The organism is Niveispirillum sp. GW835-FHT14G11, from assembly GCF_058793615.1.
In genome coordinates this window covers 111673-137630 of the sequence record NZ_JBXAFZ010000007.1, presented here as the reverse complement: position 1 = coordinate 137630, position 25958 = coordinate 111673, and the positions used below count along the sequence as shown (strand labels likewise).

Genomic DNA, 25958 nt, shown 5'->3' with positions numbered 1-25958 from the left:
GCCAAGCAATGATCAGAAATCCGCGCCGATGGTCAGACCAAAGGTGCGCGGTGCGCCGGGCGTGCCATTGTCGCCGGAATTGGTGGCGCCGATCTGGGCGAAATAGTGGGAGTTGGTCAGGTTCTGGGCCCAGAGCTTCACGAAATAGGATTTCGTGGGGTTGTGCCAGGTCACAGAACCACTGATCAAATCATAGCTGTCCTGGACGACACGCTCGTCGGCGGTCCCGACATAGCCGTCATTGTAATAATAATTGCCCGAGAAGGTGAAGGATCCGATCTCCGTCGGGATCTCAAGCGATCCGCCGAAATTGGCCGTGATCGCGGGCGTATTCTGCAACTTGTTGCCACTGGCATCACCGATGATCAGACAGTTGCCGCCCAGCTGAGTCCGGGGGTTGCCGAACGTACCGCGGCAGGTCTGACCAGAGGGAATGACGAAACTGGATGCCAGTGGATAGGGTACGGAGATGATGGCGTTGGTGAAATCCGTGTAGCGCGCATGGGTATAGCCCAGACCGCCAAAGACACGGAAATTGTCTGTGACCTGTACCGTCAGGTCAGCATCCACGCCATAGGTCTCAGCCCCATCGGCGTTATAGATGCTGTTGGTACCGGAAATGACCTGCTGAACCTGCACGTTCGTCTGATCATAGAAATAGGCGGCGACGTTCAGGCGGGCGATACCGTCGAACAGATCGGTCTTCAACCCAACCTCATAGGCATCGACCACTTCCGGTTCCAACACGATGATCGGGTTGGCCTGCGGAACGAAGGTACCGCTGCGGAAACCGCGATTATAGCTGACATAGCCCATGACATCGGGCGTGAACTGGTGATCCAGCGCCAAGCGCCAGGTCACCTTGGAGAAGGTGCGGCTGTCCGATTGGAGGGCACCGCGCGTCGTGGTCCGCGTATTGCCGTTATATTCGACGCTATAGGCTTCGAACGTGCGCTCATCATGGGTATACCGCAGCCCCCCCGTAATCTTGGTATCGTCGCTCACGGCGTAGGAAGTCTGGGCGAAACCGGAGATCGAGTTGAGGCGCACATCGGTCATCACATCGCTATAGCCGTTGCCGCCGAAGGTCAGCAGCCCGGTGGTCCGTCCCGGCTCCTGCCCCGCCGAGTTCCACATGTAGAATCCACCCAGCACCCAGGTCAGCGGGCCATCATCTGTGGACAGCAGATCCAGTTCTTGGGTGAACTGCTCATCAAAATTGTGATTGTCGATGCGAAGGCGGGCCAGCGCCGTGCCATCGGGATCGAACAGGGTGCGCAGCTTTGTGTCGCGGTAGGCCGTGATACTCTTCAACTCCACACCACCGAAATCATGGTTGATGGTGACGCTGCCGCCCTTCTGACGGGCCGTCAACAACGGGTCCATATCGCTGTAAGTGTCATTGGCAGGGTCACCACCCGCATTGATGATCAATTGCGGGATGTTCTGCCCCAGCGTATTGAGCCCGAAATTGCGGAACGCGGGCTCAGAGGCGTCGCGCCCCATGAAATCGGCCGACAAAAGCACCGTCGTATCCTCGGTTGCCAGCCATTTCAGCTTGAGGCGTCCGGCCCAAGTATCACCATCCTGCACTTCATTGCCGGTCACGACATTGGTGCCAAAGCCTTTATCACGCTTTTCGTACTGGCCCGACAGGCTGATGGCCAGCGTATCGGTGATGCCGCCCGTCACGAAGGCTGCACCGCGCTTCGTGTCATAGTTGCCATATTCCAGGATGGCCTTGCCATGCGGGTCGAAGCCAGGCTCATAGGTGGTGACCTGGATGACGCCGCCGGTGGCGTTGCGGCCGAACAGCGTGCCTTGCGGGCCCTTCAGCACAGCCACCTGGGCTGTGTCGAACAGTGATTGCAGCACGCCGAAGGCCGCGCCGTGATAGACGCCATCAACCACGACGGCTACCGGATTCTCGATGCCCGGCCCCTGGCCGGAGGCGCCGATGCCGCGGATACGCGGCAATCCGAAGCCACCAACGCCTGTGGTAATGTTGAGCGCCGGAACGACATTCTTCAGTTCCACCGTGCCGGAGGCGCCGGCATCCCCCAACATGTCGGTGCCGATCACACTGATGGCAATGGGGACTTCCTGCACATTCTCGGCGCGCTTCTGCGCCGTGACCACGATTTCCTCCAGCACGCCGGGGGCAGCCTCTGCATTGCTGCTGGTATCGGCCAGGGAAGGCGACATCCAGCCCGACGTCAGGCACGCACCGGCCAGCATCAGGAAACGGTATGACGTGCGCGCGGCGACGCGGCGCCGACGATGCTGCGAATTCATTACTTTCCTCCCGATTGTCTTTTCTTGAAGACTTCATGTCGGGCTGTGGAACCTGCGTCCCGCGCCGACCCTTGCTGATCGCTCCCATGAAAATGGTCTGTGGGAAATCCGGGCTACGGTGGTTGAAACCCGCCCCTTGCGACGTCTTGACCATAGCTGGCGGGCAGGCCAGCAAGGGTCATCAATCCATGTTCGGTATGATAAGTTTTAGGACGGCGGGTGAACGGTTCGGGTGTGCAAAAGTCCCTGGAGCCACTGTCCACAGACAGCCCGAAAGCAAACCGCCCTCCCGATCGAATGCCGGGAGGGCGGGGCGATAAGTTCAGCGATGCCAGAACGTTAACGTGGCTGTGTAATCGTGCCGTTGGGCACGTATAGCGGCATGCTGTCCTCCCACTTGCTGTCCGTCACGATCTTCTTGTCAGTACCATCGGCGTTCATCACGTAGATTTGGCCATACTGCTGGAACGTATTGTCGTAAAGCGGGGCTTCGTCGCGGAAACCATGCTGCGAACCGCTCCAAAGGATACGACCATCATTGGACCAGACAGCGTGGCCATCGCTGGAACCGTGCGTGGTGGCACGGAACAAATCGCTGCCGTCGGGGCGGATGGTGTAGATATCGAAATTGCCGTCATCTCCCTTACGGGTAAACACGATCCGCTTGCCGTCGGGCGACCAGCCGGGCAGGTTGTCATAACCTTCGGTCAGCAACCGGATTTGGCGCGTCTCCAGGTTCAGGATACGCAGGCCCTTTTCCTTCTCACTCCACACCCGGAAAACGATCTCCTTGCCATCCGCCGAATAGCTGGGAAAGCCGGAATGGATGGAACCGTCAGTCAGTTGTTCAGCACCCGATCCATCGCGGCGCACACGCCAGATGGCAGCCGTTTCCCGGTCACGCTGTGCGAACCAATAGCCAAGGCCGAAGGCAATCCATTCACCATCCGGCGACCAGCAGGGCTGAAACGCCCCGGCAAGGCCCTTGCGCACCCGGTCCGCATCCAGGCCACGGTTGCGGCTGTCAAAGACCATGCGCTTTTCCGACCCGTCGGGCCGCATGATCAGAACAGCACTTTCGCCCAACTGCTTCTCTGTAAAGACGATCCAGCCGTCACGCGACATCAGGGGGAAGACGTCAACATGGCGGTATTCCCAATCCTTGTCCCAACTGTAGAGCGGCTTGAACAGGGGTCGGACAGGATTGAAGCTGGTTTTTTCATAGAGGACGGACTTGCCATCAGGCGACCAATGGGGCGCACGCAGGAAGCGCTTGAGGCGCGGACGGTCGGACGTATAGGCCAGCCCCTCCTCCTGCGTACCCTTGATCAGGTAACCGATCTCCCTGCTCGACAGGAATTGTGGGTTCAGTTTCAGGCCATTGCCCGTGGTATGCTCCACCCGCTCACCGGTTGCCACATCGACAGAGACGATCTGGGAATGCACCTTTCCGGTATATTCCGGGCGGCGGGCGCCCCAGGTGTCCTCTGTCGTCATTTCATAGAACACGACGCGCCGACCGTCCGGCGACCATTTCGGCGATCCCAGACAGAAGTCCGGCTTCGTTGCCAATTGGCGCAAGCCGGTACCATCGGCCTTAATCACATAGATGCTCAATTCCTGGGTATGTTCCCAGCCGCGCCCGTCATGATGACCGCGCCAGGGGGTGTCGCGGTCGCTGGAAAAGGCAATCCATTGTCCGTCCGGGGACCAGGCTGGACGGAAATAGCAATCGGGCAGACCATCCTTGCCACGCACCTCCTTAGTGCCGGTCAGTTGCCGGACCTTGCCACTGGCAATATCCAGCACCCAAAGATTGGCGCGGTAGCCATTGCGCGTGGATACGAAGGCCAGCTTCGATCCGTCGGGCGACAGAACGCCGGCATCATCCACGGACGGCGTCACCATCAACGGCCGAACGCCAGTGCCATCGGCCTTGGCCACAAAGATATCCGACTGCCCGTCGCCATTGCGTTCGGATGTAAAGACAACCAGATCGCCACGCGGGCTGAACATCGGGTTGTAATCGTAGGCGGAGTCCGCCAGAAACTTGCGCTCATTGCCACCATCAATGTTGGCAATGAATAATTCGGAAACGGAAGGGGCGATGCGGTTCATCAGCATTACACCTTTTTTTCCACCAGTAGCCGCCATTACCGCCGATGCCTTCGCAACGACCGTACCTGCCAGCATTCCTCCCAGGAAGTTTCTTCTATCCATTATCCCGCTCCTGTTGCGACTGACGTCATAACTTGCAGAACATCACCCTATCCAATGCGAGAACCGGCGTGTTCTGTATGTGCGTTCGGGGTGATTGATTTTGAGCAGATGGGGAGGAGCAGAAACAGGCGAAAGGAACCTGTCAGGAGACGCAACCCAAAACCAATCCATTGAAGCACAGGTTCAATCACCCGGCCGTGGGAGGGGCCGCGATATAGCTGTGAGTCCGCGCCGCCGGGAAAGGCCGCGCCCGCCTGCGCGGTCTTGTCCTTACCCGACCTCCGTACCGCCCAAGCGCGACCACCCTCCCAGGGATAAGAGTGCCGACGATGAATGAGTTGACAGGTGCGGAAGCCGCCGTGCGGATGCTGCAGGCCCACGGGGTGCGGCATATGTTTGGACTGTGCGGTGATACCAGCCTGCCCTTCTATGACGCGCTCTGCCGGTTGGATCATGGCATGACGCATGTGCTGACGCGGGATGAACGCTGCGCTGCCTATATGGCCGATGCCTATGCGCGCGTCACAGGCCGACCCGGCGTGTGCGAAGGGCCCAGCGGCGGCGGTGCGACCTATATTCTACCGGGTGTGGTAGAGGCGAATGAAAGCTCCATCGCCCTGCTCTCCATCACCTCGGATATTCCGGTCGGTGGACGCGGGCATTATGCGCTGACGGAGTTGGACCAGAAGGCCCTGTTCGCGCCCTTGACCAAATGGAACGCCGTGGCCGACCGGGTGGACCAGATCCCCCACCTGTTCCGTACCGCCTTCCGGGCCATGACCACCGGCCGGCCGGGGGCCGCCCATATCGGCCTGCCCTATGACCTGCAAAAGCAGACATTGGATACCGGCCTGATCTGGGCACAGGCTGAACATGCCCGCTTCCCGGCCTTCCGTGCCGGTCCGGATCCGGACGGGGTGGCCGCGGCGGCGGATGCGCTGCTGAAGGCCAAGGCCCCCTTCTTCCTATGCGGCGGCGGTGTCGTGATTTCCGGCGCGCAGGGCGCATTGCGCACCTTGGCAGAACTGCTGGACGCTCCTGTGGCCTCCACCATTTCCGGCCATGGCGCCATCGAGGACGATCATCCGCTGGCGGTCGGCGTGGTCGGCACAAATGGCGGGACGGAAGAGACGCGGGCTGCGATCCAAGGGGCCGACCTCGTCGTGTTCGTCGGCTGCCGCGCCGGCTCCACCGCTACCGAACATGGGCGCGTGCCGGGGCGCGATATTCCCGTGATCCACATCGATGCCGACCCGATGGTGGCCGGAGCGAACTATCGCTACGACGCGGCCCTTATCGGTGACGCGAGACTATGCCTGGAGGCACTGGCCCGGGAGATTACCCGACATGCCGGCCCGCGCAACAGCGGTATCCGACAAAGGCTGGCCGGCCTGAAAGCCGCCAAACGGGAACGGTTCGAGATGCAGGCCCGATCACCCGATCTGCCCATTCGCCCGGAACGGGTCGTGGCCGCCCTGCAGCGGCATTTGCCGGAGGATGGGATCATCGTCGCCGATCCCGGCACCCCTTGCCCATATTTCTCCGGCCATTTTGAGATCCGCAACAGGTTGACCCGCATCATCACCAACCGGGCCCAGGGTGCATTGGGCTATGCCATGTCGGCTGCGATCGGCGCCTGGTACGGTCGGCCAGAGGCGAAAGTCGTGACCGTGATGGGCGATGGCAGCTTCGGCTTCACGGTGGGCGAGCTTGAAACCATCGTGCGCAAGCGGGTGCCATTGACCATGATCGTCATGTCCAACGCCTCCTATGGCTGGATCAAGGCCAGCCAGAAGACCGGCTATGGCGAGCGTTATTTCTCCGTCGATTTCGACCGCACCGACCATGCGCTGGTGGCGGAAGCCTATGGCATCAAGTCCTGGACAGTCCGCGACCCGGCGGAACTGGATGGCGTGATCCGCAAGGCGCTGTCCTTCGGTGGGCCGACCCTGATTGACGTGATCGCCCAGCCGCTGGAACAATCCAATGTCCCCGTCAGCCAATGGATGGGCTGAATTGATCCCCCTTCCCCTGCGGCATCGTCGTTTCCGCTGGTTCTTCGCGGCACGGTTGCTGACCATGCTGGCCCACAGCGCCACCGTCATCTGCCTGGGCTGGCTAGTCTATGATCTGGCCCGCCAGACCATGGATGTACGCGCTGCGTCCCTGCGCCTGGGTCTGATCGGGGCCGTACAATTCCTGCCCTTCCTGCTGTTCAGCCCGTTCGCCGGCTATGTCGCCGACCGCTTCAATCGGCGGCGGGTGGTCATGCTGTCCTTGACGGCACAGATGCTCAGTATCGCGTCGGTCGGGCTGCTGGTCTGGAGCGGCAGAGCCACCTTGCCGGCGCTCTACCTCCTGGCCGGTTTCATCGCAGCAGCCCGATCATTCTACATGCCGGCCAACAACGCCCTGACACCCAAGCTGGTGCCAACGGAGATCCTGCCCAACGCCATTGCACTCTATGCGATCTCCGGCCGCGTCGGCGCCATTATCGGGCCTGCCTTGGGCGGGTTCATCTTCGCATTTTCGCCCTGGGGTGCCTTCGGCTTCAGCGCCGTCCTGCTGGCCCTGGCCGTCACAGGGCAATTGATTGTCGGCCCCATCGAACAGCAGCCAGGGACTGGTCCGGCAAAGCCGTTGGGCATGATCGCGGACGGGTTTCGCTACGTTCGGTCCAACCGCATGCTGCTGGGTGCCATCAGCCTCGATATGTTCTCTGTTCTGCTGGGTGGGGTCACGGCCATGCTGCCGGTCTTCGCCCGCGACATCCTGCAGGCCGGACCTGAGGGGCTGGGCCTGTTGCGGACAGCACCCTCCATCGGGGCTGTGCTGACGGGTGTCTGGCTGTCGGTATGGCCGCTGCGCAGCGGCGTTGGCGTGAAGATGCTGCTGGCGGTCGGTGTCTTCGGCGTCTGCACCATCATCTTTGGCCTGTCCACGCACCTCCCGATATCCATCGCCTGTCTGGTGGTATTGGGGGCGGCCGACATGATCTCCGTGAATGTACGGCAGTCGCTGGTCACAATCGCCACGCCGGATGCCATGCGCGGGCGGGTCGGAGCCGTGTCCACCCTTTTCATCTCCGCTTCCAATGAGCTGGGGGAGATGGAGTCGGGCGCCCTGGCTGCGGCCATCGGGCCGGTGGGATCGGTGGTGGTGGGTGGGGCCTGTGCCGTCGGGATCGCGGCGGCCTGGGCGAAGCTGTTCCCGGAGCTTCGGCACGCGCGGGATTTCAGCCCGCCTCAGGCAAATTCCTCGGTATCCACCCCGGCCTGAACATCCGCGGGATAGCGGGGACCGCTGACGTTCGCCGGATCGAACAGCCAATCGATCCGCGCAAAGACATCGTCGGGAAGGTCCACGGCCTGCGCATTCTCTTCCAGATGCGCCAGACAGGTCGTGCCCGGAATGGCATGCACATGCTCACCCCGCGCCAGGACCCAGGCCAGCGATAGCTGGGCCGGCGTCACGCCATGGACATCCGCCAGCAGCGCAAACTCGCCCGCCAGGTCGCAGTTGGCCGGCCAATGCTCTGGTGCAAAGCGCGGCATGTAGCGACGGATATCAGTGCGATCCAGCCGGGCCGGATCGTCAACCCGCCCCGCCAGCACGCCACGGCCCAGCGGTGAAAAGGCCACGAAGGCCGTTCCAAGGCTGCGACAGGCGTCCAGGACGGCGATTTCCGCATTGCGCGACCAGGGGGAATATTCCGTCTGCAGCGCCGCGATCGGATGCACATTGGCCGCACGGCGCAATGTGGCGGCAGACGCTTCCGATAACCCGATGGCGCCGATTTTTCCGGCATGCACCAAGTCAGCCAGGGCTCCCACGGAATCCTCAATCGGGACCGTCCGATCCAGCCGATGAAGGTAGAACAGGTCGATATGGTCAATGCCCAGGCGGGCGAGCGAGGCATCGCAGCCGGCCCGGATCGTCTCCGGCCGGCCATCAATGCCCCGCGCCGCACCTCGGGCAAACAGGCCGACCTTGCTGGCAATCAGCACGCGGTCGCGCCTGCCCGCAACGGCGCGGCCCAGGAGCGTCTCGCTTTGCCCCCCGCCATAAAGCGCCGCCGTGTCGAAATGGTCATAGCCGAGATCGATGGCGCGGTGCAGAAGCCGCACGGCATCACTCTCGGCCATGGCGGGCCCATAGGCCCAACATATCCCCATACAGCCCAGGCCGACGGGCTGCACCCGCCGTCCAGCCAGAAGTCGCGGGCTCATCAGCCCAGCGATCCCGTCACATCATCGAACAACTCATCCACCGACAGACGGCGGGGGATAATCTTCTGTTCAAACGACCAGTCGATGGCCAGTTCCAGACCCTTGCGGTTGGCTTCCAGCCCCATGGGCGGAAACGGATCGGGCAGCCCACCAGCAGTCATGGCGCGGCTTTCGCCGATCATGCGGTAAATCTCCCGCACGACGTCGGGACGTTCGCGTGAAATGCTCTCATGTACCGCAAAGATATGGTTGATGGGCACCACACCGACACGGGCGAACCAGTCCTTGGCAGCCTTGAACGGTTCCGGCACCAGATACTGGACGCGGGGGTCCTTGGGCAGATCCACGCCCTGCAAGGTGGCGGTCAGTTCACCATCCAGCATCATCTGGCCGATGTCAGAGCCCTTGGGCAAGGGAATGCAGTTGGGCGGATCGGCATATTCGGCCAAGTGCCCTTCCCCCACCGTCATCCAGGTGACCTTGTCCAGATCCACGCCATATTCATGCTGGAGCACGCCCCGGATCCACAGTCCCGTCGTTTGGGCATAGGTGCGCACACCGACCTTTTTTCCCTCTATATCCTTTGGGTTGATGTGGCCCAGTTCCTTGTTGAAACCGGCGCAATGATGCTGGAAACGGCCTGAAATGGGGGCCGGCAGCAGGACATAGGGCTTGTTGTAGGCCTTGGCCTGCAGATAGGTGACGATGGCCAGTTCGCCGCAATCATACTCATTGCGACGCACCATGGCCTTGAAGCCGTTATGCGCCTGTTCCGGCCCGCAATAGTTCAGGTCGACAATGTCGGATGTGACGCGGCCATCCTTCATGGCCAGGGTCTGCGGATAATCGGCCAGGTTGGTGCGCAAGGTCAGCTTTTCGGCGGCCATGGCGGCGCTCCCCATTATTCGGTTTGGTTCAAAGACGGACTTCGATCAGCGAGGGACCGGGTGCGGCATTGCAGCGACCCAGTGCATGGAAAAACTCCTCGGCCGTGCCGACGCTGACTGACGGCACACCCATGCTCTTGCCCATGGACAGCCAGTCGATGGCCGGTTTGTCGATATCGATCATGGCCAGCGCCTGAGGGCCGGGCGCGCCGAACCCCATATTGGCATATTCGGCCTTCAGGATCTGGTAGGAGCGGTTGGCGAAGATCACCGTGGTGACGTTCAGCCCTTCACGCGCCTGGGTCCAGAGCGACTGGATCGTGTACATGGCCGACCCGTCCCCCACGATGCAGACCACCCGTCGGTCGGGGCAAGCCAACGCCGCCCCGGTGGCGACCGGTGTGCCATAGCCGATGGAACCGCCCATGTTCTGGATCGTGTCATGCGGCACGGCACCCGCCGTGTGGCCCATCGTCTCCCGCCCTGTGGTCAGGCTTTCATCGACCAGAATAGCGTTGTCGGGCATGGCCGAGGCCAGGGCATGAGCGATGGACAGCGGGTTCAAGGCACCCGATGGCGCCCCCTTTTCGATGAAGGGCTGACGAACCGGATCCAGGGTCCGGGCACCGACAGCGTCGGCCAGCATCTCCAGCGCGCACGTGCTATCCTCATCCGCGGCGGCCAGACGGTGGACCTGACAATCCGGCTGCTTCAACAGACTGGGCTTGCCGGGATAGCTGAAGAAGGCCACCGGCTCGCCCGTTTCGACCGTGATGATATGCTTGAAGGCCTTCAGGAACTCCACCGCCTGCGGCACGGCATAGGGCAGCCGTTCCAGGGGGACACGCCCCGCCCCGCGTTCAATGCGGGAGGTGAAGAATTGCGTGCCGATCCGCGCCCCGGTCTTGGCAGCCACCTTGCCCGCCCAGTCCAGGGCTGGGCCGAAACAAGCAGCACCCGCCAGGATGATGAAGGTGGGCTCACCAGAGCGCAGGATAGCAGCAATCCGCTCCACCGCCGCCGCGTCGGGGACACCAGCCGCCGGCACGCCGCTGCGCGCAAACGACCCGGCAGGCACCGTAACCTCACCCCAAGAGGTGTCCCCCGGCAGGATCAGGGTGGCGATCTTGCCCGGCCGGGCGCTGGCCTGCTCCACCGCCGCCACCGCATCACCGGCCAGCGTGTTAGAGGAAATGGTGCGGCGGACCCAGTGGCTGAGCGGCCGCGCCAGCCCCTCGATATCGGACGCCAGCGGCGCATCATATTTCAGATGCGCGGTGGCATGTTCACCGATGATGTTGACCATGCCACTGCCGGCGCGTTTGGCATTGTGGATGTTGGACAGTCCATTGGCCAGGCCCGGCCCCAGATGCAGCAGCGTGGCGGCAGGTGTCCGGCGCATGCGGTACCAGCCATCGGCCGCCCCGGTGGCCACCCCTTCATAGAGGCACAGGACACTGCGCATGCGCGGGTTTTCCAGCGCCGCCAGGAAGTGCATTTCCGACGTGCCCGGATTGGCGAAGCAGATATCCACCCCTTCATCCACGAGCGTGTTCACAAGGCTTTCAGCGCCGTTCATGGGTGTTGTCCTTGACATATCGTAGCGCGGATGAGCGACGGGGTACCCCGACCTCAGTAACCGGCGATTTCTCGGCCCTGGCCGACAACGCCATAGCTGCGCTGAGGTGCCGACATCAGGAAGCGGTAGCCTTCGCCGATCAGGCGCTCGACATTCTTGGCGGTCACGTGCGGGTGGCCGACCACGACATTGTGCTTCTTGCAGGTGGCCACCACCTTGGCCATGGCGTCCAGCACCTCGGGATGCTCATACTGACGCGGCAGGCCCAGTTCCTGGGATAGGTCGCCCTCCCCAATCAAACAGAAGCCGATGCCCGGCACATTGGCCAGCATGTCGTCCAGATTCTCGATGGCCTCGACACTCTCGATCATCAGGCCGACCAGCAATTCGCCATGCGGGGCCAGCGGCCAGACATCGGCTGCCTTGTAATAATCCTGCTGCGACAGGCCCCAGTAACGGGCGGCTGTGGCCGGGCCGTCCCCGCGCACGCCCTTCGGCTCGTAAAGCGGCGCGCTCTTGGGCCTGGCATAGCGACAGGAGGCGACAGCGTTATAGGCCTGCTCGACATTCTTCACATGCGGCCAGACCACGCCATAGACGCCACGGTCCAGGGCCTGCTTGGCCTCGGCCTGGTTCATCTCCACCCCGTTGGACGGGATGCGGACGATGGGGGTCACGGCCGGGGCCAGGGTGGAGGCGCTCTGGATCTGTTTACGGTTCAGCAGATATTGCAGCGCGTCGCCCAGCGCCAGCATGTCGAACGGATTATGCTCCATCTCGAAGACCAGCGCGTCATAAGGGCTGTCGGAGAGGTCGATCGCCGTCTGCTTGTCCGCCTTGGCGAAGCAGGAAAAGGCGGGCTTGCCTGCTTCCCAGGCGCGGATGATGCCGTTGAGCCGGTTGCTCATGATACTTCCCTCTCTCAGGCCTTATCCGTAGACCAATACATGAAGCCCATGCCCTCGCCCGTACCGGCGGCGGTGCGATATGACGGGACGTAATCGACCAGCGTCATCCTGGCACCGGCATCCTCCAGCGCCTTCAGCACCGAGACATAGAGTTTGATCTCCGATGTGCCAGACTGGTAGGCACGTTCGCCTTCGGCGATCAGTCCCTCGTAATCGAAATTGCGCAATTTCTCGATGACCCGGCGGTCGAATTCTTCGTCACAGACGAAGTGGGTCAGACCGCCCGAAGCGATGATGGCGACCCGCGCATCGCTCTTCCAGGCCTTGACCGCGCGCAGAAGCGCCTCACCGAACTGCACACAGCGCGCCATCGACGGCTGTGTGGGTTCATAGAAGCAATTCATGATGATCGGCACGTTGGGCGGCGGATTATTGCCCATGATCTGGTGATAGACGAAGCTATAGGCATGCGGGACGATGGGGCCGGTTGGCTTCATCCAGACATTGTCCGGCCACTTGAACAGGTCCGTCAGGTCGAAACCATCGGCCTGCAGCGACTTGACCAGATGCAGCGCCAGCTCCGGATGGCACTTGTGCGTCACGGCGTGATCGGGCGCATAGACGGGGCGCTGCGGCGGGCCATTATAGGCCTCCTCGCCCGTGTAGATGGCGATCGAGGGCGAAAAATCGATGAAGATTTCCTTCTGGTCCTTGCCCAGGATGATAGCCACATCGACGTCCGCCGCTTCATAGGCGCGGCGCATTTCCGCCAGGGCAGCCTTGTTACGGGCCGCACGGGCCGTGCGCTCTTCAATGGTCAAAAACGGGGCATAGGCCGCCTTGCGCTCCGCCTCCAGTTCCGGATAGGTCCAGGTGCGGTTGCGGTACCAGAGCTTGGGATTGTTGCGATCCCGCTCACCATTGTTGAGCCAGTCTTCCGGCGCCTGACCCAGCATGCCGCTGTGGGGCACCGCCATTCCGAAGACGATCTTGGCCATCGTGACCTCCCGTTTCACATGTTCAGTTGGTTGCCGGCAATTTCGGCGCGTATTTCGGGCGCAGCAGAACGACAGTGGTCACTGCGCCAATGATCAGGAAAACCAGGATGACCTGCATGGGCAGGGCGTAGGAGCCGCTGACCTGCAACAACCACCCCGAAAGGCTTGCCGCCACGCCGCCCGACAGGCTGGTCGCCACCTGCTGTACCCCCGTGGCCAGACCGACCGCCGGAGCGGGGATCAGGGTCAGGCGGCACAGGGCCAGGTTATTGGCGGTGGCCAGCCCCAGAAAGGACAGCGAGGTGACGTTCCAGAACAGAGCCGCTCCCAGACTATCCGCCGTCACCCCCAGCAGGACAGTGCAGGCGCCAAGAAAGCCGGCGATGACAAAGGCCTTGCGAACAAAGACAGGGTCCTTGCCACGAGCGATGATCCGGTCTGCCGCCCAGCCGGCGATAGCGGCCACGATGGCGATACCGGCAAAGCTGAAGAAGGTGTAGAGCCCGCTTTCCTTCAGTGAAAGACCACGCTCCTCCACCAGATAGGCCGGCATCCAGCTCATGCAGTAGAAGGTGAAATAGCCGTAGCAGAAATTCACGATCATCGTGCCCCAGATCAGGGGGCTGACAATAATGGTGCGGAACGACACGGCCGACGCCCGTCGACGAATCTCCGGCATTTCAGACTTCTTCGGCAAATCGCTTTTGACCAGGAACATCCAGGGCACCAGCCATACCAGACCGACCAGGCCGGTGATGACGAACATGGCCTGCCAGGAATGATGCACGATCAACCAGGCGGCAACCGGCGCACCGATGGCCGGGCCGAACTTGTTGCCCATGGCGAAAATGCCGACGGCCGTCCCGTTCTGTCCTTCCTTGAAATTGTTACGGATCCAGCGATAGCTGGCCGGCATCACCACGGCTTCAGCCGCACCGACAATGATGCGCATGATCATCAGGCCCATGAAGGCCGACATCATCCCGGTCAAGGCCGTGGCCACGCACCAAAGGATGAAGCAGAGCGTGTAAGGTGTTTTCACCCCATACCGGTCCACGATCCAGCCCATGGGAATCTGGATCAGCCCGTAAGACCAGAAGAACGCGGCATTCACCCAGCCGCGCCCCGTGTCCGACAATTCGAAGTGCCGGACGAATTCGGCATCCGCGACGGCGGAGGAAATGCTGGTCCGGTCGACGAAGGCGATCAGCACCCCCAGCGCCAGCAGCAACAGAACCGTCCAGCGCTTGAACGCTACCTGACGGTCAGTGAGCACGGGGCCGAAAGCGCCCGTATCCGTGCTGGCCATGGTTCCTCCCATTGTGAATGTACTTGTGAAGTCAATCGGCCAGCGTCGGGTAGAGCTTCGCCGCGGTTCCGCCGAAGATCCAGGCGCGGTCTGTGTCGGAAAGGCTGGCGAGGCCAGCCTCCGCTTCCGCCTTGATCTCAGCCAGCGTGCCGGGAGAGGTGGGGAAGTTGGAGCCCCAGGCCAGACGGTCGGCGCCGAAGGCCGCAACCACCTTGGGGAAGAAGGTCTCGGCGCTAGCCTTGCCCTTCTTGACGTCGCCGAAGATGCGAGGCGTCAGCTTCAGGAAGATGTTGGGCAGGGAAGCCAGTTCGAACAGGCTGGCCGCATTGGCATAGGGCGGGCCGTCCAGCACGTCGGGCCGGCCCAGATGGTCCATGATGATGGCGACGTTGGAGAAACGTTTCGCCAGCATCGTCACCTGCGGCAGACCGATGGGCCCTGTCTGGATGCACATGGGCAGGCTCAGCTCTCCCAACAGGTCCCAAGCCTTGAAGGCGCGCGGATCTTCCAGTTCGGCCGGATCGAAATCCTTGGTGGACCCGCCGGTGAAGATGCGCAGCCCCTTCAGCCCCTTGCCGGCCCAGGACCGGATCACCTCACAGGCATCGTCGGCCATCATGTCCACCGACCCGACCGCCACCAGCCGGTCCGGATACTGGTTACAGCCATCAACGACATAGGAATTGTCGAAGCCGTAGGTGGTGGAGGAATGGACGACCGCCGCCTTGGCAACACCCGCCGCGTCCATGGCGGCAATCAGGCTTTCCACTGTGTTCGGCCGCTCCTGCGACCAGTCGGATCGCTTGCCGAACAGCGGGGCCGGCGGATAGCGGCTTTCATCGTCGGAGATGATGTGGGGATGGATATCGAAATACTGCATTTCTTGTTCCTCTCCCGGAATTATTGCCCGCGTGCCTTCAGCAGCGCGTCGAGGCGCGGATAGACGCGCCGGGCGTTGCCTTCGAAGATTGCGTGGCGGTCAGCGTCGCTCAGGTCCGGGCAGGCATCGACATAACGCTTGGTGTCGTCGAAATACTGATCGGTGTTGGGATCCTTGCCACGCACCGCACCGATCATTTCGGAGCCGAACAGGACGTTGCTGGACGGCACGACGGTCGTCAGCAACTGCACGCCCGGATGGTGATAGACACAGGTGTCGAAGAAGACATTGTTCAGCAGCCCTTCCAGCGGGCGCTTGGCGATCTCCAGCGACATGCCGCGGTAGCGGCCCCAGTGATAGGGAACCGCCCCACCGCCATGCGGGATGATGAAGCGCAGAGTCGGGAAATCCTTGAACAGATCGGCCTGCAGAAGCTGCATGAAGACCGAGGTGTCGGCGTTCAGGTAATGGGCGCCGGTGCCATGGAAGTTCGGATTGCAGGAGGCCGCGACATGGATCATGGCCGGCACGTCGAGTTCGCACAGAACCTCATAGAGCGGATACCATTCCCGATCGGTCATGGGCTTGCCGGTCCAGTAACCACCTGTGGGATCGGGGTTCAGGTTGCAGCCGACGAAGCCCATCTGCTCCACGCAGCGGCGCAGTTCGGGGATGGAGTTCTTCGGCGGAGCCAGCGGCGATTGCGGCAACTGGCACACGGGCACGAAATTGTTCGGATAGATATCGCAGACCCGGCGCACCAGATTATTCGACACCTCCGCCCATTCCAGGCTGGTACGCTCATTGCCCAGATGGTGGCTCATCAGGCCCGCGATGGGGGAGAACAGGGTCAGGTCGCTGCCGCGTTCCTGCTGCAGACGCAATTGGCCACCACCGACCCCTTCATGGATCTGCTCGTCCGTGACGATACAGTCGGCGACCTTGGGAGCATTCACCGGATCGTCGGCGAATTCGACCTGGCGCGAGCGCCAGTCACGGAAGGACTGGGGCACCGTAGTGAAATGGCCATGGCAATCGATGATCATGGGAACTCCTTGATTTCCAGCACGGGCACCAGACGGCTAAATCTAATTTGATCAATTAGATAGCGTGGCCGAACGGCCGCTGCACATTGATATTGACCTGGGCCGTATAAGACTTGTCGTGCGACGATTCTCGGGGGAAAAGCGGGTCCACCGGCAACGCCGGCGGACCCAGTGCCAGCCGTAAGGGAGAGGGATCACACCTTGGCCGGATCAAAAAACAGGTCGTCGATGGACATGCGGCGCGGGGTCAGTCCCTGCTTGAACGCCGTTTCCTCCAGCGCCTGGATGGTCTTGATGTTGGCATCGATGCCATAGGGCAGCGGATCGTTGCCGACCAATTGTTGGAGCTTGCGATAGCGCTTATCGGATGCACTGTTGGCTTCACCGCTGTTCAACTGGGCCAGCCAGCCTTGCTTGGCCTCATCGAACGCCTCATAGATGGCCTTGGCGACCCAGGGATTTTCCGTCAGCACGCTTTCGCGCACCACGATGGTGCCGTGCATGGGATAGACGCCCGTCCGACGGTAGAAATCCCATTCCAGCTCCTCGGCATTGGGCAGAAGGTCGGGGAAATCGACCTCCACTTCCTTCCAGCCGCCGGTGGGATTGCCGGTGCGGCCGACACCGGCATTACCGGCAAAGCCCGCAGACAGTTCACCCGCATTCATCATGTCATAGAGCGAGCTGCCAGCCCGTACATGCTCGACATTGCCGGGCAACTTCAACTGGGTCACATGCTCCTCGTCATCCACGACCCAGGTGACCTTGGCGCAGTCCACCCCCAGATCTTCCATCAACGCCTGGCGGGTCCAGGCGCCGGTGGTGACGGAATAGGCGCGCACGCCGACCTTGCGGCCCTCCAGGTCCTTCGGCTCTCTGATGCCTGCGTCGGGACGAACCAGCAGACCGGAATGGTGGAACTTGCGCAGGACGAAGATCGGCAGGGCCACAAAGGGCGCACCATAGGCCCGGGCGATGATATAGGTGGTGGGTGCCAGTTCGCAGACATCGAATTCGACATCCCGGACCATGCGGCGGAAGGCGGCGATCTGCGGATGGATGGTCAGGTAGTTGCCCTCCACCCCGTCAACCTGGATGGACCCGTTGCGCACGGCGGACGTGTGCGGCATCTCGGCGACGGCGAAGGTCAGCGGCAGTTTCTTGGTCACGGGGTTCACTCCCTTGGGCAACAATATGATCACTTCGGATTTCTTGACGCCATTGTCGCGCCGGATCGGGGGCGGGCGTCAATTCGCTGGGCAGAGTTCCTGTCGTGCCCGGCACGTTTTCAATCAGCGGCAGGTGCGCGGCAGGTTCAGCGGGTTGGCGCCGTGCAACTCTACGGGCAGCAGGATGTCCGGCGTGTTCTGGTAACAGACGGGCCGTAGGAAGCGGGCGATGGCCATGGACCCGACAGACGTTGTCCGCACATCGCTGGTGGCCGGGAATGGTCCGCCATGCACCATGGCGTCGCAGACCTCCACCCCCGTCCCGAACCCGTCGAACAGGATGCGCCCTGCCTTGCGTTCCACAAGCGGCAGCAACCAGGCCGCCTGTGCCTGATCATCGGCCCCCTCGGCATGAATGGCGATGGTCAATTGTCCTTCCAGGGCGGCCAGCACGGTGCGCAATTCCACGACATCACGGCAGCGGACCAGCAACGAACAGGCGCCAAAGACCTCTTCATGCAACTCCGGATGGGCCAGGAAGTCGCGCGCCGAGACGGTGAACAGCGCCGTTTGGCAAACCCAGCCATCGCCGGCAGCACCCTGGGCCAGGGGCGTCACGGCCGGATGGGACGCCAGACGGCGCACACCCGCGCAATAGGCACGATGGATGCCCTGGTTCAACATGGTGGCGGGCGTAGTGGCGCGGATTGCTGCTGCTGCGCTAGACACGAAACTGTCCAGCCCCTGCCCCTCCACGGCCAGAAGCAGGCCGGGATTGGTACAGAACTGCCCCGCCCCCAGGGTGAGGGCGCCGGCAAATGCCTTGCCGATGGCATCGCCCCGCTGTTCCAAGGCACCCGGCAACAGCAGCACCGGGTTGATAGAACTCATTTCTGCATAGACGGGAATGGGCTGTGGACGGGCCTGGGCAACAGCAATCAGTGCTGTTCCGCCCGCCCGTGACCCCGTGAAACCCACGGCTTGAATGCGCGGATCGGCGACCAGTCCGGCCCCGATATCCGCCCCGTTCCCAAACAGCATGGAAAAGACCCCGCCGGGCAGGCTGCTCGCCGCCACGGCACGGGCCACCGCCTTGGCCACCAGTTCGGACGTGCCGGGATGGGATGAATGCGCCTTTACCACAACGGGGCAGCCGGCGGCCAGGACCGACGCCGTGTCACCGCCGGCCACGGAAAAGGCCAACGGAAAATTCGACGCACCGAATACGGCGACGGGGCCGACCGGCACCATTGACAGGCGGATGTCAGGACGGGGTGGGGTGCGGTCCGGCAGAGCCTTGTCGATCCGCACATCCAGGTAGGCACCTTCCCGCAGGACGCGACTGAACAAGCGAAGCTGGTTCATCGTACGCCCCAATTCGCCCTCCAGTCGCGGACGCGGCAGGCCGGTTTCCGCCATGGCACGTTCCACGATGGCGGCCGCATCACCGGCCAATTCCTCTGCGATCCGGCCCAAGAACAGGGCGCGGTCGGTCGGGCCCAGGGCGCGGAACGGTGCGAAGGCATCATCAGCCGCAGCGCAGGCACGTTCCAGATCGTCACGTGTCGCTGTCATAAAATCCGGCGCGATGGTCGCACCCGTAGTCGGATTGGTGGCCACGAAGGCTGCCCCCGCGCCCTGTACAGGACGGCCAGCCAGGATCATTTCACCAGATACGGACATGGTGGCTCCCTTGGGATTGTCGTTCCCGTTCACCGGCCCTGGCTTACGCCGGCTTCATCCCTGGAGCCCCCCAGGAAGAGTGAAGGGGGTGATAAGTTTTTTGCAAAGCGCATATGGCAGCGCGGCAGAGGCAAGGACGTTCCCCAGGTTTTGGCGAGACCGGATTGTGCAAGCGGTTTCGTTGGGGAAATTCCGGAACATCAAGGAGTTGTCCTCCATCAAGGCCTGGAATTCTGCCATTGTAACGATGTGAGCCTCCACGGAAGACGAGGGGCAGAAGCACCGTCTACACCCGTTTCGCCATACTGCAACGCAGCATCGAAAATGCGTTCCCACCCTATAAGAAATTCAATATGGTGACATTCAGGGAGGACAAAATATGCAAGAGACATTGTCCCAACGCCTTGATGCGATCAGCTTTCGCCAACTGCGTCTGTTCGAAAGCGTCGGCCGCCTGAACAGCGTTCGCCGGGGGTCGGAAGAATGCAACCTGTCACAGCCTGCGGTAACCCAGGCCCTGGCGAAACTCGAGCAACTGATCGGCGTCGAACTGTTCGAACGCCGGGCCAGCGGCAGTTACCTGACCGCTTCGGGCGATATCCTGTACCGGCGCGTCATCCGTATGTTCAAGCAGTTGGTCGATGCACTGTTCGAACTGGAGGTTCCTGGCGGGCAGGTGGGGGCCGAAGCGGTTATGCATCGCCTGACCCGGTCGCAGGTACGCAGTCTGGTGGCCCTGATCGAACATGGCACGTTCGCCACCGCGTCACGTGCTCTGCAGATCACCGAGGCGTCATTGCAACGCGCCGCCCGCGACCTGGAGGGCAATCTGCGCAAGACCATCTTCTATCGCTCGGCCGAGGGGGTGATGGTCACGCCGGCCGGCATGGCCTGTGGTCGCCGCATGAGTCTGGCGTTGCAGGAGATCGACTGGGCCATCAATGAAATCGACGTGGCCCGCGACATGGGCGAAAGCCGCATCACGATCGGCGCCCTGCCGTTCGGGGGCAGCGTTTTACTGGCGTCCGTCCTGGACGAATTCCTGGCCAGCCAGCCCAAGGTGGATGTGCGCATCGCCAATGAGAGCGCATCGGAGATGATGCAGCGCCTGCGGGAGGGCAAGGTCGATCTCGTCGTTGGGCTGACACAGGAAACCATAGGCGATGATCTGGTCAGCCAGACCCTGGCCGAAACGCCGTACGAAGTCGTCGGTCGGCGCGGCCATCCGTTGCTCGAACATGGACGCGTCTCCAATGCCGACCTGATCCGATATGAATGGGTGGTGGGCACGCCGGGATCGAACCGGCGCAACTGCTTTGACGGTCTGTTCGCGGGCGGCCCGAAGCCGCGCACCCCCATCGTCACCAGCGCCCTGCCCGTCATCCGCCATCTGGTGGCCGGCAGCGACCGGCTGACCCTGATGACCTCTTATGAGCTTCAGTATGAAAGCCTGCTGGTGCGGGTGCCGATCGAGCAGGCGCTGCCCTGTCCCACCATCGGCATCACCACACGCGCCGACTGGCTGCCGACGGCGCTGCATAAGGATTTCATCAATATGGTGAAATCCCGGGTCAGCACGCGGAGCATCCTGGCAGCCAGGCGGAACGCCGCGTGACACCCATCACCATCAGCGCGCCAGGAACGCCACGCTGGTCGGCAGGTTGATGGACAAGGGTTGGCCGGCCGGTTCCAGCTTTCCGCTACGCGTGTCGCGCCGGAACAGGGTCACGCTATTGCTGCCCTGATTGGCAACCAGCAGCCATTTGCCCTTGGGATGCAGGCGGAACGACCAGGGCAGCTTGCCGCCACTGGGTACACGCTGTACCTCCTGCAAGGTGCCGTCGCGCCGCACGGCATAGACGCCGATCGTGTCCTCCCCGCGGGTGGAGGTATAGACGAAGCGTCCATCAGGGCTGATGGCGATCTCAGCCCCCTTGACCGTATCGGCTTCGTCATCCGTTCCGGTGGCGATGGATTGCAGCAGCTTCAGGCCGCCGGTCTTCACGTCCTGCTGGTATACCCAGATGACGGGGCTGAACTCCGACATCAGATAGACATAGCGTCCCTTTGGATGCAGCGCGACATGGCGGGGGCCGGTACCGGGTGGAAGGCTGACCGACGGTTCGGCAGCAGGGACCAGACTGCTCTGATCCGCATCATAGCGATAGACGAACAGCTTGTCCGCCCCCAGGTCGGGCACGATGAGATATTTGCCGTTGGCATCCAGCGCCACACCATGGGCATGCGGCGATGTCTGACGCGGCTTCGGGCCCGTGCCGACATTCTGCACCGTAGATGTTGGCGCCGACACCGTGCCATCCGACGCGACGGGCAAAACGCCCGCCGTGCCCGAGCGGAAATTCGCGGTGAAGATGGCCTTGCCCTTGGCATCGAAGGTCAGGTGGGTGGCACCGGCCCCGCCGGAATCGGCGCTGGAAATCACCGTCATTCGGCCTTCATCCCCGGCGGGGCGCAGGACCAGGACACGGCCGCGCGTCTCGTTCGCGGCCTTGTCGTCGCTGGCGGCATAAAGCAGGGGCCGGGTCGGATGCGCCTCGATCCAGGTCGGTCGTTCCAGTTCGGCTGCCAACCCCACCAGGCAAAGGTTCCCTTGCCGCTCATCCAGGCGGGCGGCAAAGACACCCTGGCCCTGCCCGCTGCCCTGGGTACCAATATAGAAATCCGTGCCCTCGCAGGACTGCGCACCCGCCGGCCCTGCCAGAACCAGCATTGAGAGCAGTCCGGCGCGCCAATGGGCGCCCATCCTTGGACTTATCATCAATCCCCTCATCAATCCCCCCGATTCATTGTTATTCATGCCGCGTTATAGAAACTCCGCCCGAACAAGGCCAACAAGGTCTGCCAATGATGTTCAGCTTCCGCCGGGTCATGGACCGGCGTATCGTCGGGGACCCAGCCATGGCGGGCAGGACGGGTTTCCACGACATGATCAACACCAGCCTCGGCCAGCGCCTGTGCCAGTCGCTGCTTCTGATCGTCGTCGAAATTCGCATCTTCGATGGCGCCGGCAACATAGACGCGGGCCTTGATCCGGGGGGCTAGCAGATGCGGGCTGCCAGGCGCCTCATTGGCCAACCCGCCCCCATGATAAGATGCTGCCGCCGCGATCCGGTCTGGAAAGGTCGCCGCAGCGATCAGCGCCAGTCGCCCACCCATGCAGTAACCGACAACGCCGATCGGGCCTGCCTTGATATCCGTCCGCGTCTCCAGGAAAGCCAGCAATGCCTCTGTATCGGCCATCACGGCCTTTGGTGTCACCGGCGCCATGTATTTTTCGCGGTGCGCCTGACGCCGTACGGGATCGGTGAAGGTGATCTTGGGATCAACCGGTTCATAGGCGCCCGACCGGTAGAACAGGTCGGGAAGCAGAACAGCATATCCGGCTTCGGCCAGCCGCCGGGCCATCCGGTGGAGTGCCGGACGGATGCCCGGTCCATCCATGTAGAGAATGATCGCGGGCCACGCCCCGCCCCCCCTGTGGCAGATGCAGCCAGGTGGGACATAATCCGTCCCGCGTCTGAATATCCACACATTGCATTCAATGCCACCTTCTCAAGACAACCAAAAGGCGCCCGCCCGGCCGCCACAGTAGCGCTCCCGGCCGTGAGGGGGCGATTGGAGTTGGGTTTCCTGCGATTGATTGGCAGGGGGCGACCTCGAAGGCCCCTTTGGTTCGGGAAATAACGACCGCTCCGGCCGCAGCGGATTGGGGCACCCATAACTTATTCATCACCACCCAAAACCAATACCCCCCTGAACACCGATGCATGCAAACCATGGGCAGAAGCCTCAAATTCCTGCGGACTGTCACCCTTATCGGGGGTACCGGAGCCGCAGGCCCAGAAGAATAGCCGGGAAGAAACGCTATGAAGTCCACGACATTTCTATCCAAGCTGCTGCTTGGCGCGAGCGCCCTTTGCCTGTCACAGACGGCCATCGCACAGACCGCCACCAGCAGCGCTGGTGAAGCTGGCAAAATGTCGGGCGACGACGCGCTGGTGCTGGAAGAGATCGTCGTCACCGGCTCCCGCGTGATCAGGGATGGATCGGCCAGCCCGACGCCACTGACCACCATCGATAGCAGCGCCTTGTTCGCGGCCGCGCCGTCAGGGTCGATCTCCGATGCGCTGAACAATCTCCCGGTCTTCTCCGGATCCCGCAATTCGTTCAGCAACCCCGGCAGCAATGCCACCGGCGTCCAGGGTGGCAATGGCAATGCCAATGTGCTGAACCTGCGAAACCTGGGCGCCTATCGCACGCTGGTGCTGTTCGACGGACATCGGGTGCCGCCGACCCTCTATAACTCCGCCGTCGATGTGGATATCATCCCACAGGCCCTGATCAAGCGCGTTGATGTGGTGACCGGGGGTGTATCGGCCGTCTATGGCTCCGACGCCGTGTCTGGCGTCGTCAATTATGTGCTGAACCGGAATTTCAACGGATTCCAGGCCAACGCCGAAACGGGGATGTCCCAGGAGGGCGACGCCAAGACCCGCAATGTCGCGGCCGCCTTCGGATTCGACATCGGCAGCAATGGCCATTTCGAGGCCAGTGTGCAGCGGCGTGAGAATGACGGTATCCTGAACCGCGCCTATGACCGCGACTGGAACAATCTGGTCGCCCTGCAGGGAGCCGGCACGGCCGCTAATCCCTATGTTCTGAACAGTGATGTGCGCTTGCGCACCTTCAGCTTCGGCGGCCTGATCACGTCCACCGGCCTGTATAACGGCCAGCATTTCGAAACCAATGGCGTGTTGACCACCTTCGACCGGGGCACCAGCACCGGGTCGAGCTGCTGTCAGATCGGTGGCGACGGCGCCTATCAGAACAGCTCGATGGTTTCCCCATCGGAGGGAACGCAGCTTTTCGGTCGCCTGGATTACGATCTGACCGAGAATGTGCATTTCTTCGCCCAGGCCTCGGCCAACCTGAAGGAAAATACCGGCTATACCGGCTGGAACCAATTGACGGGCCTGACCATCAGCACCGCCAATCCGTTCCTGTCGGCCGAATATCGCAACGCCTTCGCGGCGGCGGGCCGGACGACCTTTACCATGAATAAGATCTGGCAGGACGCACCGCGCCTGGAAGCCGTCGCCAAGACCGACCAATATTACTATATCACGGGCCTGGAGGGTGATCTGGGTGGCTTCAACTGGAATGCCAGCTACAGCCATGGCAGCTCCCGCCTGGACACCACCGTCAACAATTTGCCCAACGCCCAGCGCCTGTCGGCCGCCCTTGATGCCGTGGTCAATCCGGCAACCGGCAACATTGTCTGCCAAGCCAGCCTGACCAATGCCTTCTATGCCGGCTGCGTGCCGCTGAACCTGTTTGGCCCGACCTCCTCCAACCAGCAGGCCCTGGATTACGTGCTGGGCAGTGTGAATTTCCTGACCCATACCAAAATGGATGCCGGCGATTTCGCCATTTCCGGGTCGCTGTTCGACAATTGGGCCGGCCCGGTCAATGTGGCACTGTCGGGTGAGGCGCGGCGCATTTCCTTCGATGCGTCCAGCACCGCCTCGCCCACCGATCTCGCGAACTGTGCGGGCCTGCGCTACAATTGCACGGCCACGACCACGCTCTATCCGACCACCTACCCGCGCAGCGGCAAGGTCACGCAGAGCGTGAAGGAAGCGGCGATCGAGGTTGAGGTGCCGCTGCTGGCCGATATGGCCTTTGCCAAGGCCCTGAACCTGAACGGTGCCGCCCGCTATACCGATTACAGCACCAGCGGAAGCTATGGCACCTGGAAGGTTGGCGGCGTCTGGGAAGTGGATGACGCGTTGAAGTTCCGTGGCACGGTGTCCCGCGATATCCGCGCGCCGACCCTTTACGACCTATTCCAGCCGACAACCATCATCAATGGCAATTTCGTCGATGCGCTGACCAACACCGCCGTGTTCGTGCCATCCATCAATGATGGCAACAAGGATCTGTCGGCAGAGGTCGGGCGGACCCATACGATCGGCGCCGTCTATGCACCGGAGTTCCTGCCCGGCGCCACCTTCACGCTGGACTATTACAAGACCGTCGTGAATGACGCGATCACCATCGTGCAGGGCTTCAACGCAGCCATCCAGAATGCCTGCTATGGCAGCAACGGCACGTCGCCCTATTGCGCGCTGATCCAGCGCAATGCCGCCGGCACCGTCACCGCCTTCTACAACAAGCCGCAGAATATCGCGCGGGTGCGCACCTGGGGCCTGGATGCGGAGTTCGGGTACAGCACGGAGGTTTTCGACCGGCCGCTGGGCCTGCGCGTCATGGCGAACTACCAGCCGCACATCTATTACGAACAGCCGGGCATCGCCACCATCGACCAGGGCGGTGCAGGCTGGGGCCAAAATGGCCTGATGCCCAGCCCCAGCGTTCAACTGTCGGCCTTCCTCAGCTATCAGGCGACCGACGAACTGAAGGTGGATGTGTTCCAGCGCTGGCGCAACGCCTTCAAGCGCAGCGGCGTCGAGAGCCAGGTCTTCGCTGACCCGCATGTCAGCCCCTATGGCACCACCAACCTGACCTTCACCTATGACACGGGGTCAGCCTGGAAGATCAACAGCAGTTCCATCTACCTGTCGGTCACCAACGTCTTCGACGCCACTCCGCCGCTGAGCGGCTATTACAGCGGTACTACTTCTGCCGGTCAGTCGTTCGAATTCTCCGACGACCCGACAGGCCGCGCCTTCCTGATCGGCTTCCGCATCCGGGGCTAACCCGGCCGTGTATTG

Annotated in this window: 19 protein-coding genes, 1 tRNA gene and 1 pseudogene; 5 read left to right on the top strand and 16 right to left on the bottom strand. The window is 62.2% G+C overall.

What is annotated here, in order from left to right; all coding sequences use genetic code 11:
- Positions 1-12 precede the first annotated feature (12 nt).
- Positions 13-2295 carry a TonB-dependent receptor gene (locus AC1Q7F_RS14565; protein ID WP_492508019.1) on the bottom strand — a complete coding sequence of 761 codons (2283 nt, stop codon included), beginning with the start codon at positions 2293-2295 and terminating at the stop codon, positions 13-15.
- A 339-nt stretch (positions 2296-2634) separates the two neighbouring features.
- Positions 2635-4413 carry a hypothetical protein gene (locus AC1Q7F_RS14560; RefSeq protein ID WP_492508017.1) on the bottom strand — a complete coding sequence of 593 codons (1779 nt, stop codon included), beginning with the start codon at positions 4411-4413 and terminating at the stop codon, positions 2635-2637.
- A gap of 431 nt (positions 4414-4844) precedes the next feature.
- Here AC1Q7F_RS14560 and AC1Q7F_RS14555 point away from each other — a divergent pair, with 431 nt between their 5' ends.
- Positions 4845-6530: a thiamine pyrophosphate-binding protein gene (locus tag AC1Q7F_RS14555; RefSeq protein ID WP_492508015.1), complete on the top strand. Its 1686-nt coding sequence runs from the start codon at positions 4845-4847 to the stop codon at positions 6528-6530.
- Between the two features lies 1 nt (position 6531).
- Positions 6532-7794: an MFS transporter gene (locus tag AC1Q7F_RS14550; RefSeq protein WP_492508013.1), complete on the top strand. Its 1263-nt coding sequence runs from the start codon at positions 6532-6534 to the stop codon at positions 7792-7794.
- On the opposite strand, the gene AC1Q7F_RS14545 is transcribed toward AC1Q7F_RS14550, so the two are convergent.
- From AC1Q7F_RS14545 to AC1Q7F_RS14500, 10 genes are all read right to left on the bottom strand, one after another.
- Positions 7761-8744: an aldo/keto reductase gene (locus AC1Q7F_RS14545; RefSeq protein WP_492508011.1), complete on the bottom strand. Its 984-nt coding sequence runs from the start codon at positions 8742-8744 to the stop codon at positions 7761-7763. The genes AC1Q7F_RS14550 and AC1Q7F_RS14545 overlap by 34 nt on opposite strands.
- A complete protein-coding gene (locus AC1Q7F_RS14540) occupies positions 8744-9631 on the bottom strand; it encodes a hypothetical protein (RefSeq protein ID WP_492508009.1) in 888 nt (295 codons plus the stop codon). Before AC1Q7F_RS14540 ends, AC1Q7F_RS14545 begins: the two co-directional genes overlap by 1 nt.
- 28 nt (positions 9632-9659) lie before the next feature.
- Positions 9660-11210, bottom strand: coding sequence for an acetolactate synthase large subunit (locus AC1Q7F_RS14535; RefSeq protein ID WP_492508007.1), 1551 nt, complete (start codon positions 11208-11210; stop codon positions 9660-9662).
- Positions 11211-11263: 53 nt separating this feature from the next.
- The gene (locus AC1Q7F_RS14530) at positions 11264-12118 is read right to left on the bottom strand and encodes an HpcH/HpaI aldolase family protein (protein ID WP_492508005.1); all 855 of its coding nucleotides are present in this window, start codon (positions 12116-12118) and stop codon (positions 11264-11266) included.
- Between the two features lie 14 nt (positions 12119-12132).
- Complete coding sequence (locus tag AC1Q7F_RS14525; RefSeq protein WP_492508003.1) at positions 12133-13116, bottom strand: DODA-type extradiol aromatic ring-opening family dioxygenase; 984 nt, start codon at positions 13114-13116, stop codon at positions 12133-12135.
- 22 nt (positions 13117-13138) lie between these two features.
- A complete protein-coding gene (locus AC1Q7F_RS14520; protein ID WP_492508001.1) occupies positions 13139-14425 on the bottom strand; it encodes an MFS transporter in 1287 nt (428 codons plus the stop codon).
- A 31-nt stretch (positions 14426-14456) separates the two neighbouring features.
- On the bottom strand, positions 14457-15305 hold the full coding sequence (locus AC1Q7F_RS14515; RefSeq protein WP_492507999.1) for an amidohydrolase family protein: 849 nt from the start codon (positions 15303-15305) through the stop codon (positions 14457-14459).
- 20 nt (positions 15306-15325) lie between these two features.
- A complete protein-coding gene (locus AC1Q7F_RS14510; protein ID WP_492507997.1) occupies positions 15326-16351 on the bottom strand; it encodes an amidohydrolase family protein in 1026 nt (341 codons plus the stop codon).
- Between the two features lie 194 nt (positions 16352-16545).
- Positions 16546-17520, bottom strand: a complete 975-nt coding sequence (locus AC1Q7F_RS14505) for an ABC transporter substrate-binding protein (RefSeq protein ID WP_492507995.1) — start codon at positions 17518-17520, stop codon at positions 16546-16548.
- A 123-nt stretch (positions 17521-17643) separates the two neighbouring features.
- On the bottom strand, positions 17644-19203 hold the full coding sequence (locus AC1Q7F_RS14500; protein ID WP_492507993.1) for an aldehyde dehydrogenase (NADP(+)): 1560 nt from the start codon (positions 19201-19203) through the stop codon (positions 17644-17646).
- A 379-nt stretch (positions 19204-19582) separates the two neighbouring features.
- Here AC1Q7F_RS14500 and AC1Q7F_RS14495 point away from each other — a divergent pair.
- A pseudogene (locus AC1Q7F_RS14495) lies at positions 19583-20029 on the top strand (LysR family transcriptional regulator); the annotation flags it as partial.
- A 189-nt stretch (positions 20030-20218) separates the two neighbouring features.
- Here AC1Q7F_RS14495 and AC1Q7F_RS14490 read toward each other — a convergent pair.
- Together AC1Q7F_RS14490 and AC1Q7F_RS14485 are read right to left on the bottom strand one after the other, a co-directional pair.
- Positions 20219-20443, bottom strand: coding sequence for a hypothetical protein (locus tag AC1Q7F_RS14490; RefSeq protein WP_492507991.1), 225 nt, complete (start codon positions 20441-20443; stop codon positions 20219-20221).
- A 40-nt stretch (positions 20444-20483) separates the two neighbouring features.
- Positions 20484-20581: transfer RNA gene (locus tag AC1Q7F_RS14485), tRNA-OTHER, on the bottom strand.
- A 15-nt stretch (positions 20582-20596) separates the two neighbouring features.
- On the opposite strand from AC1Q7F_RS14485, the gene AC1Q7F_RS14480 reads away from it, so the two are divergent.
- Positions 20597-20818 (top strand): hypothetical protein, encoded by a 222-nt coding sequence (locus tag AC1Q7F_RS14480; protein WP_492507989.1) that lies wholly within the window; start codon positions 20597-20599, stop codon positions 20816-20818.
- Between the two features lie 12 nt (positions 20819-20830).
- Here AC1Q7F_RS14480 and AC1Q7F_RS14475 read toward each other — a convergent pair whose 3' ends face one another.
- Positions 20831-21934 carry a lactonase family protein gene (locus AC1Q7F_RS14475; RefSeq protein ID WP_492507987.1) on the bottom strand — a complete coding sequence of 368 codons (1104 nt, stop codon included), beginning with the start codon at positions 21932-21934 and terminating at the stop codon, positions 20831-20833.
- Positions 21935-22017: 83 nt separating this feature from the next.
- The gene (locus AC1Q7F_RS14470; RefSeq protein ID WP_492507985.1) at positions 22018-22755 is read right to left on the bottom strand and encodes a dienelactone hydrolase family protein; all 738 of its coding nucleotides are present in this window, start codon (positions 22753-22755) and stop codon (positions 22018-22020) included.
- A gap of 335 nt (positions 22756-23090) precedes the next feature.
- Between AC1Q7F_RS14470 and AC1Q7F_RS14465 the strand changes: the two genes are divergently transcribed.
- Positions 23091-25943 carry a TonB-dependent receptor plug domain-containing protein gene (locus AC1Q7F_RS14465; protein WP_492507983.1) on the top strand — a complete coding sequence of 951 codons (2853 nt, stop codon included), beginning with the start codon at positions 23091-23093 and terminating at the stop codon, positions 25941-25943.
- Positions 25944-25958 lie beyond the last annotated feature (15 nt).